Source organism: Promicromonospora sp. NPDC059942 (assembly GCF_042731755.1).
GTDB lineage: Bacteria > Actinomycetota > Actinomycetes > Actinomycetales > Cellulomonadaceae > Promicromonospora.
This window is the reverse complement of sequence record NZ_JBHWLR010000019.1, coordinates 53,528-71,161: the sequence shown is the minus strand read 5'-3', so window position 1 is coordinate 71,161 and position 17,634 is coordinate 53,528. Positions and strand designations below refer to the sequence as shown.

General features: G+C 74.4%; 17 protein-coding genes. 6 read left to right on the top strand and 11 right to left on the bottom strand.

What is annotated here, in order from left to right:
• Positions 1–38 precede the first annotated feature (38 nt).
• From ACFV9Q_RS24315 to murA, 3 genes are all read right to left on the bottom strand, one after another.
• Positions 39–1,088 (bottom strand): NAD(P)H-dependent glycerol-3-phosphate dehydrogenase, encoded by a 1,050-nt coding sequence (locus ACFV9Q_RS24315; RefSeq protein WP_377236536.1) that lies wholly within the window; start codon positions 1,086–1,088, stop codon positions 39–41.
• Complete coding sequence (locus tag ACFV9Q_RS24310; RefSeq protein ID WP_377236535.1) at positions 1,085–1,840, bottom strand: lysophospholipid acyltransferase family protein; 756 nt, start codon at positions 1,838–1,840, stop codon at positions 1,085–1,087. Before ACFV9Q_RS24310 ends, ACFV9Q_RS24315 begins: the two co-directional genes overlap by 4 nt.
• Before the next feature lie 85 nt (positions 1,841–1,925).
• A complete protein-coding gene (gene murA / locus ACFV9Q_RS24305; RefSeq protein WP_377227791.1) occupies positions 1,926–3,242 on the bottom strand; it encodes a UDP-N-acetylglucosamine 1-carboxyvinyltransferase in 1,317 nt (438 codons plus the stop codon).
• Positions 3,243–3,523: 281 nt separating this feature from the next.
• On the opposite strand from murA, the gene ACFV9Q_RS24300 reads away from it, so the two are divergent.
• Positions 3,524–4,906, top strand: a complete 1,383-nt coding sequence (locus ACFV9Q_RS24300) for an MFS transporter (RefSeq protein ID WP_377236534.1) — start codon at positions 3,524–3,526, stop codon at positions 4,904–4,906.
• Between the two features lie 78 nt (positions 4,907–4,984).
• On the opposite strand, the gene ACFV9Q_RS24295 is transcribed toward ACFV9Q_RS24300, so the two are convergent.
• Genes ACFV9Q_RS24295 through ACFV9Q_RS24285 form a run of 3 tightly spaced genes read right to left on the bottom strand, consistent with a single transcriptional unit; the run spans position 4,985 to position 8,168 of the window.
• Positions 4,985–5,896: a hypothetical protein gene (locus tag ACFV9Q_RS24295; protein ID WP_377236533.1), complete on the bottom strand. Its 912-nt coding sequence runs from the start codon at positions 5,894–5,896 to the stop codon at positions 4,985–4,987.
• Positions 5,893–6,981, bottom strand: coding sequence for an ABC transporter ATP-binding protein (locus ACFV9Q_RS24290; protein WP_377236532.1), 1,089 nt, complete (start codon positions 6,979–6,981; stop codon positions 5,893–5,895). The genes ACFV9Q_RS24295 and ACFV9Q_RS24290 overlap by 4 nt, the downstream gene beginning before the upstream one ends.
• Entirely contained in the window at positions 6,978–8,168 is a 1,191-nt protein-coding gene (locus ACFV9Q_RS24285) for an outer membrane lipoprotein carrier protein LolA (RefSeq protein WP_377236531.1), read from the bottom strand. The genes ACFV9Q_RS24290 and ACFV9Q_RS24285 overlap by 4 nt, the downstream gene beginning before the upstream one ends.
• Before the next feature lie 164 nt (positions 8,169–8,332).
• On the opposite strand from ACFV9Q_RS24285, the gene ACFV9Q_RS24280 reads away from it, so the two are divergent.
• From ACFV9Q_RS24280 to ACFV9Q_RS24265, 4 genes are all read left to right on the top strand, one after another.
• Positions 8,333–9,016 carry a response regulator transcription factor gene (locus ACFV9Q_RS24280; RefSeq protein WP_377236530.1) on the top strand — a complete coding sequence of 228 codons (684 nt, stop codon included), beginning with the start codon at positions 8,333–8,335 and terminating at the stop codon, positions 9,014–9,016.
• On the top strand, positions 9,016–10,362 hold the full coding sequence (locus ACFV9Q_RS24275) for a sensor histidine kinase (RefSeq protein ID WP_377236529.1): 1,347 nt from the start codon (positions 9,016–9,018) through the stop codon (positions 10,360–10,362). The genes ACFV9Q_RS24280 and ACFV9Q_RS24275 overlap by 1 nt, the downstream gene beginning before the upstream one ends.
• A gap of 115 nt (positions 10,363–10,477) precedes the next feature.
• Positions 10,478–11,230, top strand: a complete 753-nt coding sequence (locus ACFV9Q_RS24270; protein ID WP_377236528.1) for a TSUP family transporter — start codon at positions 10,478–10,480, stop codon at positions 11,228–11,230.
• Between the two features lie 32 nt (positions 11,231–11,262).
• The gene (locus tag ACFV9Q_RS24265) at positions 11,263–12,507 is read left to right on the top strand and encodes a hypothetical protein (RefSeq protein ID WP_377236527.1); all 1,245 of its coding nucleotides are present in this window, start codon (positions 11,263–11,265) and stop codon (positions 12,505–12,507) included.
• 18 nt (positions 12,508–12,525) lie between these two features.
• Here the strand turns inward: ACFV9Q_RS24265 and ACFV9Q_RS24260 are convergent, their stop codons facing one another.
• Positions 12,526–13,644, bottom strand: a complete 1,119-nt coding sequence (locus ACFV9Q_RS24260) for a hypothetical protein (protein WP_377236526.1) — start codon at positions 13,642–13,644, stop codon at positions 12,526–12,528.
• 103 nt (positions 13,645–13,747) lie between these two features.
• Between ACFV9Q_RS24260 and ACFV9Q_RS24255 the strand changes: the two genes are divergently transcribed.
• On the top strand, positions 13,748–14,377 hold the full coding sequence (locus ACFV9Q_RS24255) for a TetR/AcrR family transcriptional regulator C-terminal domain-containing protein (RefSeq protein ID WP_377236525.1): 630 nt from the start codon (positions 13,748–13,750) through the stop codon (positions 14,375–14,377).
• A gap of 35 nt (positions 14,378–14,412) precedes the next feature.
• On the opposite strand, the gene ACFV9Q_RS24250 is transcribed toward ACFV9Q_RS24255, so the two are convergent.
• From ACFV9Q_RS24250 to ACFV9Q_RS24235, 4 genes are all read right to left on the bottom strand, one after another.
• Positions 14,413–14,730 carry a DUF5808 domain-containing protein gene (locus ACFV9Q_RS24250; RefSeq protein ID WP_377227780.1) on the bottom strand — a complete coding sequence of 106 codons (318 nt, stop codon included), beginning with the start codon at positions 14,728–14,730 and terminating at the stop codon, positions 14,413–14,415.
• Positions 14,731–14,852: 122 nt separating this feature from the next.
• Positions 14,853–15,749 carry an aminoglycoside phosphotransferase family protein gene (locus tag ACFV9Q_RS24245; RefSeq protein WP_377236524.1) on the bottom strand — a complete coding sequence of 299 codons (897 nt, stop codon included), beginning with the start codon at positions 15,747–15,749 and terminating at the stop codon, positions 14,853–14,855.
• A gap of 36 nt (positions 15,750–15,785) precedes the next feature.
• Positions 15,786–16,961, bottom strand: a complete 1,176-nt coding sequence (locus tag ACFV9Q_RS24240; protein ID WP_377236523.1) for an NUDIX domain-containing protein — start codon at positions 16,959–16,961, stop codon at positions 15,786–15,788.
• Between the two features lie 93 nt (positions 16,962–17,054).
• Positions 17,055–17,570, bottom strand: a complete 516-nt coding sequence (locus ACFV9Q_RS24235; RefSeq protein ID WP_377236522.1) for an SRPBCC family protein — start codon at positions 17,568–17,570, stop codon at positions 17,055–17,057.
• Positions 17,571–17,634: the final 64 nt, after the last annotated feature.

Genomic DNA, 17,634 nt, shown 5'->3' with positions numbered 1-17,634 from the left:
CGGTGCCGGGCCGGCCCACCCAGATCAGCCCCGCAGGCTCAGCCCGCGACCTCCGACTTCTGCGGCCGGGCGAGCAGCGTCGCCGCGAGTTCCGACAGCGGCAGCCTGCCCGCCAGCACCTCGACGACGCCGGCCGTGATCGGCATCTCGACGTCGTGCGCCCGCGCGAGCTCCAGCACCGACTGCGACGACTTCACGCCCTCGGCCGTGCCGCCCGTGGCCTTGATCGCCTCCGCGAGCGTGAGCCCCTCGCCCACGTGCTTGCCGAGGCGGTGGTTGCGTGACAGCGGCGACGCGCACGTCGCCGTCAGGTCGCCCATGCCGGCCAGGCCGGCGAACGTGGCGGCGTCGGCCCCGAGCGCGAGGCCCAGGCGCGTGATCTCGACCAGGCCGCGCGTGATGAGGGTCGCCAGCGTATTCCAGCCGAAGCCCTGGCCCTGGGCCATGCCGGCGGCCAGGGCGATGATGTTCTTCACCGCGCCGCACAGCTCCACACCCACCACGTCGGTGTTCGTGTAGGGCCGGAAGTACCCGGTCGAGCAGGCCGCGGCCACGAGCTGGGCCGTGGCCTCGCTGCGCGAGGCGACCACGGTCGCCGTCGGCTGCCGCTCGGCGATCTCGGGCGCCAGGTTGGGGCCGGAGACGATGGCGACGCGCTCGTCCGGGAGGTCGAGCACCTCGGCGATGACCTGGCTCATCCGCTTGTCGGTGCCGAGCTCGACGCCCTTCATCAGGGAGACGACGACGGCGCCCGGCGCCGCGACGTCGTGCACCAGGTCCTTCATCGACTCCAGCGTGGCGCGGGCGACCTGGGAGGGCACCGACACGACCACGATGGCGGCGCCCGCGAGGGCGATCGCCGGGTCGGTCGTGCCGTGCATCGGCGGCAGCTGCACGCCCGGCAGGTACTTCTCGTTGCGGTGCGTCGTCTCGACGGCGTCGAGCACCGCGGCGTCGCGACCCCAGAGGGTGACGTCGCACCCGGCGTCGGCCAGGACCATCGCGAACGTGGTGCCCATCGAGCCCGCGCCGAGGACGGCGACCCTGGGCTGGTTCGTCGGGGCGCCCTGTGCTGTCGCGGCGCTCACGGGCGCTCCACCGGGGGGTAGGTCGTCATCTTGGCCTCGTAGTCGGGGTGCTTGCGGAGGTCGAAGCGCGGCTTGGGGGCCACCTCGCCGCGGATCTGCTCCAGCTCGGCGGTGATGGCGTCCATGATGCGGCTCGTGGCCTCACGCAGGGTGGCGGTGTCCTGGGGCCGGTCGTACAGGTCGCTCAGGTCGACGGGCGGGCCGGTCTGGATGGTCACCTTCTTGCGCGGGAACGGCTTGAGCACCCGGCTGTAGCGGCCGAGGATCTCGGTGACGCCCCACTGCGCGACGGGCAGCACCGGCAGGCGCGTCGTCAGCGCGATGCGGGCCACACCCGTCTTGCCCTCCATCGGCCAGTACTCGGGGTCCCGCGTCAGCGTGCCCTCGGGCAGGATCGCCACGCAGGCGCCGTCGCCGAGCTGGCTCGCGGCGTCCTTCAGCGACTCGGCGGACTTCGCGGAGTCCCGGTCCACCGGGATCATCTTGGTGCCCCGCAGGGCCCATCCCGTCAGCGGTGAGTCGAACAGGCCGCGCTTGGCCAGGATGCGGGGCTCGCGGCCCATGTCGAAGAGGTAGTGCGCCAGCGTCAGCGCGTCGAGCTCCGTGACGTGGTTGGCCGCGGCGATGAACCCGCCCTTGGCCGGGAAGTTCTCGCCGCCCTTCCACTCGTACTTGCACAGCGCGAACATGAGGTTCCGCACGATGAACGCGACGAAGCGATACATGCGTGACTCAGGGCGTGGGATGGACACGGCCGAAAGGATACTCGGCCGAACCGTGTCGGACGCTCAGGTCACCAGGGGGACCGGAGCGTCCGACACGTGCGAGGAGAGAGCGTCAGCCGCGGACGACCTCGGCGCCCAGCGCCTCCAGCTTGTCCTGGAAGTTCTCGTAGCCGCGGTCGATCAGGCCGATGCCGCGCACCGTCGACTGCCCCTTGGCGGCCAGGGCCGCGATGAGGTGGGAGAACCCGCCGCGCAGGTCCGGGACCTCGATGTCGGCCGCGGAGAGCGGCGTCGGGCCGGAGACGACGGCGGAGTGGTGGAAGTTGCGCTGGCCGAACCGGCAGTCGCGACCGCCCAGGCACTCCTTGTAGACCTGGATCGTGGCGCCCATCTTGCGCAGCGCGTCCGTGAAGCCGAAGCGGTTCTCGTACACGGTCTCGTGCACGATCGACAGACCGGCGGCCTGCGTGAGCGCGACGACGAGCGGCTGCTGCCAGTCGGTCATGAAGCCCGGGTGGACGTCGGTCTCGAGCACGATGGACTTGAGGTCGCCGCCGGCGTGCCAGAAGCGGATGCCGTCGTCCTGCACCTCGAACCGGCCGCCGACCTTCCGGAAGGTGTTGAGGAACGTCATCATCTCGGGCTGCGTGGCGCCCTTGACGGTGATGTCGCCGCCCGTGGCCAGGGCCGCGGAGGCCCAGGACGCGGTCTCGATCCGGTCGTTCAGCGCGGTGTGGGAGTAGCCCTCGAGGCGGTCGACGCCCTCGATGCGGATCACGCGGTCGGTGTCGACCGAGATGATGGCGCCCATCTTCTGCAGCACCGCGATGAGGTCCATGATCTCGGGCTCGATCGCCGCGCCCGAGAGCTCGGTGATGCCGTCGGCGCGGACCGCCGTCAGGAGCGTCTGCTCCGTGGCGCCCACCGACGGGTAGGGCAGGGAGATCTTGGTGCCCTGCAGGCGGCGCGGCGCCCGCAGGTGGATGCCGTTGGGCCGCTTGTCCACGACGGCGCCGAACTGGCGCAGGATGTCGAGGTGGTAGTTGATGGGGCGGTCGCCGATGCGGCAGCCACCCAGGTCCGGGATGAACGCCTCGCCGAGGCGGTGCAGCAGCGGCCCGCAGAACAGGATCGGGATGCGGCTGGAGCCGGCGTGGGCGTCGATGTCGGCCACGTGGGCGGACTCGACGTTGGACGGGTCGAGGTCCAGGATGCCGGCGTCGGTGTCGTACTTGACGTTCACGCCGTGCAGGTCCAGGAGCCCCGAGACGACCTTGACGTCACGGATCTGCGGAACGTTCCGCAGCACGCTCGGGGTCTCCCCCAGCAGAGAAGCCACCATGGACTTCGACACGAAGTTCTTTGCGCCTCGAACGGTGATGGTCCCGTTCAACGGGTTGCCGCCGTTCACATACAGCAGATCGTTCATATCCTCGTCGTCGTCTCGTTCGTTCCGATGATGGATGTCCGATGGCGGAGCCTCCGGGAGCCCGGTCGATCCTGCCCCTCACCGCCGGTCGTGCCAACACGGCAACCGGTGGGAGTATTCACCGTTCACCACACCTTCACTCGCGACGCACCAGGCCGCAGTTCGACACGCCGCTCGTGCACAGGGCCCGCGCATGCCGCCGTCGGCAGCCTACGTCAAGACCCCATCCGTATCGCGAGACGACCTTCCCGGATCGCGGACGCCGTGCCTAATCTCGCGGGATGAGCACCTCCGCAGCGCCGACCGCCGGGACCCCCGGCGGCGGGGAGAGCACAGCGCCGGCCGGCAATCCTCGCGGCCGCGTCGTCCTGGCCTCCCTCATCGGTACGTCCATCGAGTTCTACGACTTCTACATCTACGCGACGGCCGCCTCGCTGGTCTTCCCTGCGCTGTTCTTCCCGAACGCCGAGGACCCCACCACGCAGCTCCTGTCGTCGTTCGCCGTGTTCGGCGTCGCCTTCGTGGCGCGGCCGGTCGGCTCGGTCCTGTTCGGGCACTTCGGTGACCGGATCGGCCGCAAGGCGACGCTGGTCGCGTCGCTGCTCACGATGGGTATCGCGACGGTGCTGATCGGCCTCATCCCGGCGGCGTCGACGCCGGGCTGGGCCGTGGCCGCGCCGGCGGTGCTGGTGCTGTGCCGGTTCTGCCAGGGCCTCGGCCTCGGCGGCGAGTGGAGCGGCGCCGCCCTCCTCGCCACCGAGAACGCGCCCGAGGGCAAGCGCGCCATCTACGGCACGTTCCCGCAGCTCGGCGCGCCGATCGGCTTCATCCTCGCCAACACGGTGTTCATCGCCCTGTCCACGTCGCTCACGCCCGAGCAGTTCGCCGCCTGGGGCTGGCGCATCCCGTTCATCGCGTCCGCCGTGCTGGTGATCGTGGGCCTGTGGGTGCGGCTCTCGCTGCTGGAGACCCCCGCGTTCCGCAAGGTGATCGAGGCCGAGGCCGTCAGCAAGGTGCCGGTGGCCCGCGTCTTCCGCACCTCGTGGCGACAGATCATCTCGGGCACGTTCATCATGCTGGCCACCTATGCGCTGTTCTACCTGATGACGACGTTCACGCTGAACTACGGCGTCGCGCCGACCGCGCCCACCGACGGCTCCCCCGCCGGCCTCGGCTACGAGAAGATCGACTTCCTCTGGATGCTGATCGTGGGCGTCGTGTTCTTCGGCATCTTCACGCTGACGTCCGGGCCGATGGCGGAGAAGTTCGGCCGCCGCAAGCACCTGATCTGGGTCACCGTGGCGATCATCGTGTTCGGCGCGCTGTTCGTGCCGCTGTTCTCCGCGGGCCACGTGGGTGTGCAGACCCTGCTGATCCTCGGCTTCACGCTCATGGGCCTCACGTTCGGCCCGATGGCCGCCGTCCTGCCCGAGCTGTTCCCGGCGAACGTGCGGTACACGGGCTCCGGCATCGCGTACAACCTGTCCTCGGTGCTCGGCGCCGCGGTGGCCCCGTTCATCGCCGTGTGGCTGTGGGCCGAGGCCGACGGCTCCCCCGTGCTGGTGGGCGTCTACCTCTCGGCGATGGCCGTGATCACGCTGGCCGCGCTGCTCCTGACGCACGAGACGCGCGACGTGGACTACGCGGAGAACGTCGGGGACTGACGGCCGCGCCGCTCGCGCTCCTGACGCCGACGCCGTCGCGCACCTTCCGCAAGGGGGTGCGCGACGGCGTTCGTGCGCTCAGCCGTCGCGCGTCGTGAGCCGGGCGTAGGCCAGCGACATGCCGATCACCAGGTAGCACAGCGACCGGAACGCGCCCTCTCCCAGGCCGCCGGTCGCCACGGGGTCCCGGATCAGGTCGACGAGGCTGCCCAGCGACTGCGGCAGCAGGTACGGGTGCAGCCAGTCCAGCGCCGAGATCTGCAGCAGCACCCCGGACACGATGAGCCCGCCGAGCACGCTCACCACCACCAGCATGGGGTGCTCGGTGGACGCCGAGATGGCCAGCGCCACCGCGCCCACCGCCATCAGGTAGAGCGTGGCCCAGGCGATCGCGACGGCCAGCCGTCCCAGCACCTCCCCGACGGACAGCTCGGTCCCGGACATCGACGCGAGGTTGTCCGCCCCGGCCAGGACCAGCCCGGTGACGAAGCCGGACGCGACGACGAGCGTGGCCGCGACCAGCGCGACCGCCAGCACGCCCACGGCCTTGACCACGAGCAGCCGGCCGCGGGCCACGGGCGCGAGCAGCCAGCCGCGCAGCGCCCCGTGGGACTGCTCCCCGGCCAGCGCGTCCCCGGCGGCCATGGCCACCGTGAGCGGCAGCAGGAGCATCAGCAGCGTCATGAGCGAGCCCAGCGGCAGCACGAACGCGCTGGTCGCCATGGTCACGAAGATCGGCGGCTCCCCGCCGGGCGGCCCGTCCGGGCTCGCGCCGCCCGCCCCGGGGGCGGCGCCGCCCGCCGTCAGGTCCACGGCGATGCCGGTGATCACCGGGAGCACCGTCAGCAGGCCCAGCACCACCAGCGTCCGCGGACGCCGGAAGATCCACCGCAGCTCGGCCCGCAGCAGGCGGCCGACCGGGGCGCGGAGCCGGGCCGGCGCCGGGTCCGGGGTGGTGACCGGGGCTTGTGCCGGGTCCGTGGCCGTCATCGGGCCGGCTCCCGGTCGGGCACGGGTTCGGCGGGCCCGGCGCCGGGCTCGGCCGTGACGCGCTGGGCGGCGCCGGGCTCGGCGGCGGCGCGCTCGCCCGGGGCCTCCCCGAGGTCGTGCGTGAGCCGCGCGAAGACGTCCTCCAGCCCGGTGCGCTCCCGCCGGGCCTCGTCGACCCGGACCCCGGCCCGGACCAGCGTCTCGATCACGGTCGCCGGCGTCGTGCCCGTGAGGTCCACGCGCACGCCGGCCGGGGCGAGCCACGCGGTGACCCGCTGCTCGCGCAGGGCGGCCGCCGCGGCGGCGCCGTCGGCGGTGGTGACGAGCAGCGTGGGGTTGCCGGACTCCAGCAGGTCGTCCAGCGGGCCCTGCGCCACGACGACGCCCGCGTTCAGCACGACGACGTGGGTGCACGTGGCCTCGACCTCCGCCAGGAGGTGCGACGAGACGAGCACCGTCACCCCCTGGGCGTGCAGCTCCGCGATGATCCGGCGCACCTCCTGCGTACCGGCCGGGTCGAGGCCGTTCGTCGGCTCGTCCAGCACCACGAGCCGGCGCGGGACCAGCAGCGCGGAGGCGAGCCCCAGGCGCTGCTTCATGCCCAGCGAGTACGCGCGGTACTTCTTGCGGGCCGCGCCCGCCAGGCCCACCCGCTCCAGCGCCGCGGACACGGCGCCGTCCAGCTCCCGCCCGGACAGCAGGGGCTCGGCGGCGGCGAACCGCAGCAGGTTCTCCCGGCCGGACAGGAAGGGATGGAAACCCGGCCCCTCCACGAGCGCACCGACGTGCGGGAGCACCCGGTCCACGGCCCCCGGGACGGGGACGCCCAGCAGCTCGATCTCCCCCTCGGTCGGTTGGACGAGACCGAGCAGCATCCGGATGGTCGTCGTCTTGCCGGAGCCGTTGGGCCCCAGCATCCCGACCACGGCGCCCTCCGGCACCTCCAGGTCGACGCCGTCCACGGCGACCGTGCCGCGGTAGACCTTGCGCAGGCCCCGCGTCCGGGCGGCGACCGCGGTCTGCGCCGCGGTCGCCACCGGTCCGGTGGCCGGCCCTGTCGCTGGTCCGGTCGCTGGTCCGGTCACTGCTGGTCCAGGGCGTCGACGAGCATCTGCCGGGGCACCGCGCCGGCCGCGAACTGGCCGTCGTCGGTGACGATCGCGCCGCCGACGGCGATCCGGACGTACGAGCCGGAGCCGAAGGCCCCGGACACCGGCCGGCCGATCTGCGCCAGCAGCCCGGCGACGTCCTGCTCGCCGCCCGCCGAATCCGCGCCGCCGAGGAAGCCCTCGCTCCCGGCCGCGCCGTCGTCGGACCCCGAGCCCGCAAGATCCCGGCCCAGCGCGTCGGCGGGCACCGTGCCCACCAGCACCGCGTCCCAGCCGTCGCCGACCGTCGTCAGGCCCTCCGCGGGGCCGCCCGGCTCGCCGGCCTGCCCGGCGTGCTCGCCGTGCGCCTTCGCGACGTCGCCCGCGTCGGTGGTCTCGACCTTCGCGCCGGCCGGGGGCGTGAACTCGAACAGGCCGGCGTCCTGCGCGCCCACCGCGAACTCGGTGAAGCCGAGCGACAGGACCGGTTCGGACCTGCCGTTCGCGTACACGTCGAACCGCAGCGGCACGCGCGTCTGCTCGTCGATCGCCACCGTGACCTCGCGCAGCAGCGTCTTCTCCGACGGCTTGGGCGTGAGCACGAGCTCGTAGGCAGCGCGGTCGGCGACGCGCGCCGTGCCGTCCACGACGATGTCGCTGGTCGGGCGCAGGTGCTCGATGATCTCGGTCGCCGCCTGCGACGGGTCCGCCATCCGCGCCTCGGGGTGCCCCTGCTCCCCCGCGCGCTCGTCGGCGTGCTTCTCCGCCTGGGCCCTGGCCGTCGCGAGGTCCGCGTCGTCCCAGGTGAGGTGCCGCGCGCTGTTCTCCTGCGAGTCGTAGGCCCACGCCTCGTCGGCGTTCTTCACGAACGTCAGCTCCGACGTCGGCCGCTCGACCTGGACCCGGGCGGCCTGCGCGCCGTCGTGGAAGACCCGCACCGACTCGAAGTCGAGGGCGTCGGCCCCGGGCACGGCGGGCAGCCCGAGCTCGTTGCTCACCTCGGCCACGCCGTCGAACGCGGGCGGCGTGGCCTCCAGCGCGGAGGTCACGAGCTGCTCCGCGTCGATCGTGGGGAGGACCGGGTCGTCGTCCGCGCCCGCGGGCAGCGCGGTGAACGCCAGCCCGCCTAGCCCGACCGCGATCCCCGACCCGGCGGCGACCAGCGCCTTCGTCCTCGGCCTCATGTCCCGCTCCTTCGCGTCCGGTACCAGTGTGCTTCCCTCGTGCTCCTTCCACGATCCCCCAGGGCGGCTGAGACCTCGCTGAGAGGCGGGCGCCGGGCACGACACGCCCACCAGCGCACTCGTCCGCCTACGCACCGGCCGCCGCGTGCGGCATGCTGGCAGGCATGAGGCCGCAGATTCTCGTGGTCGACGACGAGCCGGGCGTGCGCAAGGCGCTGGACCGCGGCCTGCGCGCCCAGGGCATGGACGTCACGGTCGCGGCCGACGGCCCGACCGCGCTGCGCCTGGCCCGGACCGGGTCGTTCGACGCGGTGCTGCTGGACATCATGATCCCGGGCCTGTCCGGGTACCGCGTGCTGCAGGAGCTGCGGTCCGCCGGCGTCACCACCCCGGTGCTGCTCGTCTCCGCGAAGGACGGCGAGGTGGACCAGGCCGACGGGCTGGACCTCGGCGCCGACGGCTACGTGGTCAAGCCGTTCTCGTTCGTGGTCCTGCTCGCCCAGCTCCGCGCCGTCCTGCGCCGCGCGGCCCCGGGCACCACGCGGGAGCCGATCCGGCTCGGGCCGCTGACCGTCGACCGCGGGGCCCGCGCCGTCCGCTACGCCGAGGTCGACGTGCCCCTGAGCCCGCGCGAGTACGCGCTGCTCGTGGCGCTGGCCTCGCGCGCCGGGACGGTGTGGACCAAGCAGGAGCTGCTGACCGAGGTCTGGGGCGACGAGCAGGCCGCGACCCGGAACGTCGTCGAGGTGTACGTGGGCTACCTGCGCCGCAAGCTGGCGGCAGCCGGCGCCGGTGACCTGGTCCGGACCGTCCGGGGGCAGGGGTACCGGCTCGGGGGCGCGCCCTAGTGCGGGCGGCGCCCGGCGGGCACCGGACGGGGGCGCCCTGGGCGGGCGTCTCGCTGCGCCTGCGGATCACCGCCCTCGCCACGGCGGTCACGCTGGTCTGCCTGCTGGGTCTGGCGCTGGTCGCGGGCCGGGGCCTCGGGCCGCTCCTGACGGGCGCCGTGGACGACGAGCTCCGGACGGCGCTCAGCGGCGCCGCCCACGACGTCGTCGCCGGCACGGAGCCCGCCCCGGCCGACGGCCTGGAGGTGCGCGTGCTGGACACCGCGGGCGGTGCCATCGACGACGCCCCGCCGCCCGCCCTGACGCGCGACCAGGTGCGCGCCCTGAAGGCCGGGACCCCGGTCACAGCGGGCGACCGGCGGCAGGTGCGTTGGCAGGGCTCCGTGGTCACGGCGCCCGACGGGAGCCAGCGGCTCGTGGTGGTCGGCACAGGGCTCGTGGGGCAGCGCGCCGCCGAGGCGTCGGGCAGCCGGTGGCTGCTGGTCACGGCTCTCGTCGGAACCGTGGTGGCGGGGGTTGCTATCTGGTTCGCCGTCGGGTCCGCGCTGGTCCCGGTCGCCCGGATGCGCCGGTCCGTGCGCCGGCTCGCCCCCGGCGCACGCGTGGAGGTGCCCGCCGGCACGGCCCGCGAGCTGCGTGCCCTGGCCGACGACTTCAACGAGCTGCTGGACCGGCAGGAGGCCACCACGGAGCGGCTGCGCCGGTTCACGGGCGACGCCGCGCACGAGCTCCGCTCGCCCGTGGCGTCCATCCGCCTCCAGTCGGAGGTCGCGGTGGCCGACCCCGACCCGGCGCTCTCGCAGGAGGTGCACGCCGACGTGCTGGCGGACGCCGAACGACTGTCGGCCCTGCTCGACGGGCTGCTGGCGCTGGCCCGCTCGGACGCCGGGGAGCTGCCGCCGGCGGACGACGTGGACCTGGTGGGCGAGGTGCACGCGGCGGTGGCACGCGCCGGGGAGCAGCCGGTGCCGATCGTGGTCAACGCCGCCGCCGACCAGGTCTGGGCGGCCGCGGCGCGCACGGAGACCGGGCTCGTGCTGGACAACCTGCTGCGCAACGCCTGCCGGTACGCCCGCACGCGGGTCGTGGTGTCGGTGCTCGCGGGCCGGTCCACCGTGCGCGTGCTCGTCGACGACGACGGCCCCGGGGTGCGGCCCGAGCACCGGGACAAGGTGTTCGACCGCTTCTACCGGGTGTCCGACGACCGCGCGCGCACCTCGGGCGGCGCCGGGCTGGGCCTCGCGCTGGTCGCCGAGCTCGTCCGCCGCCGGGGCGGCCGGGCCGCCGTCGGCGAGTCGCCCGACGGCGGCGCCCGGTTTACCGCCGTGTGGCCACGGGCCCGCTGACCGGACGGCGCGCCACGTGCGTGGCCGTCACGGTGTGGGAGACGCAACACTGACCGGCCGCTGATCAGGGCCGTCACGGCCCGGCGCGGGCCGGTATCGGGGTTAGCGTGACCGGGTGGAGACGACGGCCCTGATCGCAGCGTGCCTGGCCGTCGTCCTCGGGGCAGGGCTGCAGCGCGTAGCCGGGATGGGCGTCGGCATGGTGGCCGCGCCGGTGCTCACGGTGTTCCTCGGCGCGTCGGTGGGTGTGCTGGTCAGCAACGTGGCCGCGATCGTCACGGCGCTGCTCATCCTGCGGGCGCTGCGGGACGGCGTGGACTGGCGGCGCGTGGTGACGATCCTGCCGCTCATGCTCGTGGGCTCCGTGCTCGGCGCGCTGACGGTCCGCGAGGCCGACACCGCGTGGCTCGACGTGATCGTGGGCGGGTCCGTGCTGGTCGCGCTGGGCGCCTCGGCCGTGCTGCGGCGGCGGGTGCGGATCCAGGGCCGTCCGGTCGCCGTCGTCACCGGGCTGGCGGCGGGCTTCATGAACACGACCTCGGGCGTGGCGGCGCCCGCCTGGACCGCGTACGCGCTGGCCACCCGCTGGGAGCACCGGTCGTTCGCCGCGACGATGCAGCCGCTGCTCGTGGTCATGAACGTCATGTCGGTGGTCACCAAGCTGGGCTTCGGCGCGATCCCGGCCGGCTCCGCCCCCGCCTGGTGGGTCTGGCCGGTCCTGCTCGCCGCGGTGCTCGCGGGGGTGGCGTTCGGCAACCTCCTGGCCCGCCGGCTGCCGACCTCGGCCGCCTCCCGCATCGCGGTCACCGTGGCGGTGGCGGGCGCGGTCACGGCCCTGACCAGGGGAATCCTCACGATCGCCGGCTAGGTCGTGTCAGTGGCGTCCGGAATACTTGCCGCGTGATCCGGATCGTGCGCTCTCTCGCCGTGGGGTTCGCCCTCGCCTGCCTCCTCCTGATCGGCCTCCGGCTCGATCACGGCGCCCCCGCCTGGTGGCTGCCCGTCGCGCTGGTCGTGAGCAGCACGGCGGTCATGCTGACGGCCGTCGCGACCACCCTCACGGGCGTCGGCCGGACCAACGCGCTGCGCACGGCGCCGCCGGTCGACGTCGTGGTCACCGCGGAGCGCGAGGGACGCCTGCACCTGGCCAAGGTGCTGGACATCTCCTCGACCGGGAGCGAGCTCGACGGCAACCCCGTGGCCGAGCTGCGGCTCGCCGTCGCCGCCCGGACCCGCCCGGCGTACGCGACCACCACCCGCGCGCTCATCGACGCGACCCGCCTGCCGCAGTTCCAGCCGGGGGCCGTGGTCGTGGTGCTGCAGGAGCAGGCCGACGCCCCGGGCGTCACCCTGCTCCAGTCGCCGCCGCCGTCGTGGCGGGAGAAGGCCGCGGACGCCGACGCGGTAGCCCGGATGGACGAGCCGGCCGAGTGGGCCGCCGCCCCGGTGCCAGCCGGCCGCGTGCCCGTCGGCCGTGACGCCCGCGGGTTCGTGAAGATCCCGGCGGCCGTGCTCGCCCTCCTGGTCCTCGTCGGTTTCGCCGTCCGGCTCCAGCCGGTGCGCGAGGACATCGCCGCACTGCTCACCGGCACCCCGCTCCTCGAGGTCTCCGCGGCCCAGGAGCGGCGCGTCGACCGGGCGGCCAGCACGCTCGACCCGGCGCGCGCCCAGGAGGTGGTCGACGCGTTCGTCGCCGAGGCCGGGGACAGCGCCTTCACGGACGTCGGCCTCGGCAGCACCACCGCCACCGCGACGGTGCCCGCCGCCCCGGGCTCCGACAACACCGACGACATGGTCTGGGCGCGCGACGACGTGGAGCGGCGCGAACCGTCGCCCATCCAGCCGAGCGGCGACGAGCTGCCGCTGCAGACCTTCGACGCCGCCGACGTCGACTGGGGATCGCTCCAGGAGCTCGCCGACCGGCTGCCGCAGCAGGCGGGCTTCGAGCCGGAGGACCTGGTCACCGTCCAGGTCCGCGTGCCGAACCCGGCGTTCGGCGACACCGGCCTGGCCTACGAGATCCACGTCTGGGGCTCCGGCCCGTACGACGACGCCTCGGTCACCTACGGGCCCGACGGCGAGGTCGTCGACATGTCCGGCGGGGCGAAGGATTCCGAGATCGCACGGTGGGACGCCGAGCACTAGCGCGCCGGAACGGGCGGGTCAGCGCCGGAGGCGCCGGTCGACGAGCAGCAGCCCGCCGACGGTCAGCCCGATGATCACGACCAGCCCGACCCTGTCCACCGTCGTGTGCGCCATGATCACCAGCCCGCCGAGCGAGTGCGCCACCAGCGCTCCCCCGACGAGAGCCAGCGTGTGCCGCGGCGTCCACCCGGGCCGGGCCGCCGTCCGGGTCAGGTAGCGGTAGCAGGCCACGGCGCCGACGGCGGTCAGCGCCATCGGGACCAGCACCAACCACCCCTGCGTGAACGCCGGCTGCCGGGCGCCGAACACCGGGAACGACAGGCCGAAGAAGACCAGCGTGGCCAGCCCGGACGCCCCGAAGAGCATGCCCCGGGACGGGACGGACGCGCTGCCGGCCTCGGCACGGACGTCGGCCCGGCCGGGCGCAGCGGCCGGGTCGCCGGGAGCGGCTGCGTCGCCGGGAGCGGCGCCGTCGCCGGGAGCGGTCCGCCCGCGCGCCGGCGGCACGACGTACAGGGCGACGATCCCGAGCACGACCACCAGCACGGCGACCCCGAGCACGAACGGGGCCGGCGCCTGGTAGCCCGCGTCCTCCGACAGCGAGACGGTGCGCAGCAGCCCGACGCCGAGCACCGCGACGACCGCGGCGACGACCGTCCCGGGCACGCCGAGGTACGGGCGGCCCCGGTGCGCGGGGAAGAGCAGGTTGGTCAGCGTGATCGGGATGCAGACGGTGAACACCGCGTGGTAGATCGCGTTCGCCTCGAAGTAGGGCAGGTTGACGCCGAGCACCCGCGCGCCCCACGACGCGGCGTCGTACAGGTGCGGGCTGGTCAGCGCCTGCAGCCCGATCCCGTCCTCGACGAGCTCGTACGCCAGCGCCAGCAGCAGGATGCTCGGCCAGCCCCGCCCGCGCCGGGCCACCAGCTCGCGGATCAGCAGCACGCCCGCGCCGTAGACCGGCATCCAGAGCAGCACCAGCCAGGCCATCCGGACCGGCGTCGAGCCCAGCGCGAGCTCCGCGATGAGCGGCGTGAGGACCACGAGCGTCCACGCCGCGCCACGGTTGCGCGCCGTGCGCGGGCCCGCCTGCACGACTTCCGCCCCGGGCCGTGCCGTCGTCCGCTCGTCGGTCATCGCAGCTCCCCTTGTCGCGCGCCGCTCCCGCGACGCTCCTTATCACTGATAAGTATCACTCGTGATTATCACTGATAAGGACCAACCTGGCTAGAGTCGGGCCATGCCACGCACCCGCCCGCGACTGGACCGGCCCACGATCGTCGCCGCGGCCCTCGAGACGCTGGACGAGCGCGGCCTGGACGGGCTGTCGAGCCACGGCGTGGCGCGGCGGCTCGGGGTGCAGCAGCCCGCGCTGTACCACCACTTCCGGAACAAGGCGGAGCTGCTGGCCGCCGTCGCGGCCGAGGTGCTCGACCGCGAGCACACCGAACGCCTGCCCGAGCCCGACGAGAGCTGGGACGCGTTCCTCCTGCGCAACGCGCGCAGCCTGCGCCGCGCCATGCTCGCCGTGCGCGACGGCGCGCGACTGATCGCCTCGACCGGGCCGCGGGCGCCGAACCTCGCCAACTCCGTCGCCCAGGTCGCCCACCTGGAGGCGCAGGGATTCACCGGTCCGGACGCGGTGCTGGCGTTCATCGCCGTCTCCCGCTACACGATCGGGGCGACCCTGGAGGAGCAGTCGGCACCCGGCGGGCAGGCGGTCCTGGCGGACGGCGCCGACGCCGACGTCGTCGAGGGCGCCGACCACCTCGCGGACGTCGTCCGGGCCGTCGCCGGCCTCGGCCCCGAGCACGAGTTCGACGTGGGCCTCACGGCCCTGGTCCGAGGCCTGACGCCGCCGTCGCGCTGAGCGACCCGCGCTGAACGACTCGGCCGCCGAGCGACTCAGACGTCGAGCTTCTCCCGGACCAGCGCGACGACCCGGCCCACGTTGACGGCCCAGCCCACGCCGAAGACGCGCGGCCCGATGACGTGCTCCGCCTCCGGGTCCCACAGCCGTTCCTTGGCGCGCTCCAGCGTCGGGAACCGGAAGTCGTACGGCACCACGGCCGCGACCTTCCCGTTCCACGTGCGTTCTTCCTCCGGCAGGCGCAGCTCCTTGACCACCGCCGCGACCGCCAGGCCGATGGTCACGAGCGTGACGAGCCGCTTCAGGCCGCCCCCACGGTGCTGGGTGCTGCCGCCCGACTTGGTGGAGCCCACGACGTCCTCCGGTGATCGCGGCGCCGGCTCTCGCCGCCGGTGCCTGTCGGCACCATCCTGGGCCACGCGTCAGCAGGCCGCGAACGCAGGTCGGGACGCCGCCGGCGCGGTGCGCGCCGCGGTCAGGCCAGGGCGCCGACGAGCCGGGCGCACCGGGGCGGGTCCTGGGTGAGGCCGTTGTCCAGTCCCCACACCCAGTAGTCGACGACCCGCCACAGCGCCCACGCCCGGGCCAGCGCGGGGTCGAGCTCGGCGGCCCCGACCAGCACGTCGAACCAGCCCGGGATCTCCGCGTCGGTCATCTCGTCCACCCGGTGCCAGAGCACGTTCACCGCCGTCCGCTCGGCGTCACCCCGCCGCAGCACGGGGTCGACGACGCACCACCGGCCGTCCGTGTCCCGCAGCACCTGGTCGAAGTGCAGGTCGGCGTTCACGGCCACCGGGTCCCGGTCGCCCGCGAGGATCACGGCCGCGGCGTCGGCCGCGAGGTCCAGCACACCCGGGTCGAACGGCCGGTCCAGGTGCTCCCAGGCGGGGCGCAGGCGCGGGGTCAGCCGGGCGACGTCGTCCGCCACGTGACCGACGCCGGCCGCGACGTCGTCGCCGGCGGGGATCGCGAGGCGTCGTGCGATCCGGCCGATCTCGGCGAGCGCGACGTCCAGGGGCTCGCGGACGAGCGAGCGGTCCGGGTCGAGCCGGTCCAGCAGGAGCGCCCCGGCCGCGGGGTCCGCCTCGAGCTCCCCCACCACGCCGTGGCCGCGCCAGAACTCCAGCGCCGTCGAGAGCGCGACGGTGTCGTCGGCGGGGGGCGTCAGGCGCAGCGCGGCGGGCGACCCGGCGCGGCGCACGGGGACGACCAGCGCGTTCGAACCGTGCCGGGGCAGGCCGTCGACCGTCAGGCCCCAGTGCCGGCACCGGGCGTCCACCAGGCGCGGCAGGTCGGCAAGCCACTGCTCCTCGACCGCTGTCGCGGTCCACCAGCGCGGCATCGCGAGGAAGGTCGCGGGGACCTCGATCACGGCGCCTCCGCGGGGATCACGGCGCCTTCGCGGGGATCACGGCGCCTCCGCGAGCAGCGCGTGCCGGTTGGACCGGATGAACGCCTTGAGCGCGGTGGGCACCAGGTCGACGTCCGCGAGCGCCTTCTCGTCGCGCAGGTCGACGTGCTCGACGTCGTAGGTGCCGCGCATCGGCTCCTCGAACTCCGGGCCGGACCGCAGCGCCAGGTCCATGGAGGTCACGCGCGCGAGGAAGTAGTGGTGCACGGCGACGCCCGCGTCCTTGGGCCGGGAGGTCAGGAACACCTGGCGGACGACGTCGGCCGTGGCGCCCAGCTCCTCCATCAGCTCGCGGCGCAGCCCGTCCTCGATCGAGGCGTCCTCGGGTTCGACGCCGCCGCCGGGCGTCACCCAGTACGGCGCGCGGCCCCGCACGGTCCGCTTGATCAGCACGAGGCGGTCGGCGTCGTCGAGCAGGATCGCGCGGGCCGAGCGCCGCACCACGACCGGCGCGACGGTCCGGGCCGCCGGCGGCTCGTCGACGACGGGCGCCTGGCGCAGGTACCCCTCGAAGAGCGGTCCGCCCGCAGCGTCCAGGGTGGCGCGGGCGACGTCGACCATGGCCTGGTCGTCGTGCCGGGCGGCGACCCACCGGGCGGCGTAGCCCAGGTCCCAGGTGCGCAGCTCGCGCAGCAGCCACTTGCCGCCGCCGTCCCACCGTCCGGCCGCCGCCAGGGCGAGGTGCCCGACCCGCTCCCAGAGCACGGACCGCACCACGTCCGCCTCGCCGCCGTCCCGCGCGTACGCGAGGTCGTCCAGCAGGTCCGTGACGCCGTACCGGGCGTCCTCCAGCGCGGTGTCCGACGCCGGGCCGGGGCCGGCATCCAGCAGGGCGCGGCACTCGGCCTGCAGGTCGTCGACCGCCCCGGCCGGGCCCGCCACCAGCACGCCCGTCGCGATCATGCGCGCGAGCGTCGGCCGTCTCCGGGCCGTCTCCTTGGCGATGAACCAGCGGTGCCCCGCCTCGGTGTTCACGAACAGCTCGACCGGCCAGCCCCGCCAGCGCAGCGCGTCGCGGTGCCCGACGGCGTCGTCCGGCAGGCAGACCACGATGTCCAGGTCGGAGCCCGCGGTCCGGGAACCGGGGTCGAGCACGCTGCCGGCGAGCAGCGCCCAGCGCGCCTCGGGGTAACGGTCGGCCACCAGGGCAGCAGCGTCAGCTCGCGGGTCCACGTCCGTCATCCTTGCGCACGACGAGGGGCCGACACATTCGTTTTCGTGAACCCTGCCCCACGTCCAGGTGAACCCGGGTGGGCGAGCCCGCCGTCAGGCCACCGGAACCCGGCGTCGGACGCGCGTCACGATGCTGCGGGTCGCGATCCTGTGGAAGCCGGAGTCGATCACCAGCAGGCGGTAGATCGCGCCGAGCACGCCCGGGAAGGTCGCGTCGGTGTGCGCCTCGACCCGCGTGGCGGCGCCGTCGGGCACGAGGCGGAAGGTGAGGGTGTAGACCGAGAACCGGTGGACGCCGTCGAGCACGAGCCGGCCAGGCGGCTCCGCCGCCCGGACCCGGAAGCCCGGCACCACCGCACCCGCCGTGAGCGGGCGCGGCCCCGCGGGCCGCCGGTCACGGCAGCCGATCAGGTGCACGTACCAGGCCGGCCGCCCGAGCACCTCGACCTGGTCCAGGACGGCGCGCCAGACCTCCTCGGGCGGGGCGCCGACGGTCACGGAATGCACGTCCTGGTAGCGCCGGGGGCCGACGCCGCCCGGACCGGCGTCGCCGGAACCCGTCTCACCGGAACCTGCCTCGCCGGAACCTGCCTCGCTCGCGCCGGTCATGACCGGACCCTATCCGGCAGGCCCCCAGGATCGGGACCAAAGACCCTGCCGCCGCGACCTCGGG